Origin of the sequence: Aureimonas sp. N4 (assembly GCF_001463925.1) — a bacterium.
GTDB lineage: Bacteria > Pseudomonadota > Alphaproteobacteria > Rhizobiales > Rhizobiaceae > Aureimonas > Aureimonas ureilytica_A.
On sequence record NZ_BBWS01000073.1, the window covers coordinates 1 to 809 of the forward strand.

Here is an 809-nt window from a genome sequence, read left to right on the forward strand (position 1 = left end):
TAGGGTCAGGACTCATAGCTCAGAGCCAGAAGAGGACGGTGGCGGCGAGCGCGATGGCGGAGAAGAAGACGGTCGGGCACCGATCGTAGCGGGTCGCAACCCGCCGCCAGTCCTTTAGTCGCCCGAACATGATCTCGATGCGGTTGCGTCTGACGTAGCGACGCTTGTCGTGGCGCACCGGCGCGTTGCGCGACTTGCGACCTGGAATGCAGGGCTTGATGCCCTTGGCTGCAAGAGCGTCCCGGAACCAGTCGGCGTCGTAGCCCCGATCGCCGAGCAGCCACTGCGCCTTGGGCAGATCGTCCAACAGCGCTGCTGCCCTGGTATAATCGCTCACCGGCCCGGCGGTCAGGAAGAAGCTCAGCGGACGACCGTTCGCATCGGCCACGGCGTGAAGCTTGGTGTTCATGCCGCCCTTGGTGCGACCGATCAGGCGGCCAAGGCCCCCTTTTTGACCGCAAGGCTCGATGCCGTGCGGTGCGCCTTCAGGTAGGTCGCATCGATCATGATGGTCTGCGGATCGGCACCGGCTGCTGCCAGTCCTTCCATTATCCGGACAAAGACACCCGCTTCGCCCCAACGCTTCCAACGGTTGTACAGCGTCTTTGCGGGCCCGTAGTCCTTGGGCGCATCCCGCCATCGCAGACCGTTGCGGTTGACGAAGATGATCCCGCTGAGAACCCGCTGGTCATCGACCCGTGGCCTGCCATGGCTCTTGGGAAAGAACGGGCGAAGACGCTCCATCTGCTCGACCGTCAGCCAGTATAGATCGCTCATATCCAGTCCCCCCGGACGGAGCCTGAATCAGA

At 63.4% G+C, this 809-nt stretch carries 1 protein-coding gene; it reads right to left on the minus strand.

The genetic code is table 11. The features are described from left to right. Positions 1-19 precede the first annotated feature (19 nt). A protein-coding gene (locus tag AUL28_RS22430; RefSeq protein ID WP_156420146.1) for an IS5 family transposase occupies positions 20-777 on the minus strand; the annotation gives its coding sequence in 2 pieces (ribosomal slippage) (positions 20-453 and positions 453-777; 759 coding nt in all). Positions 778-809: the final 32 nt, after the last annotated feature.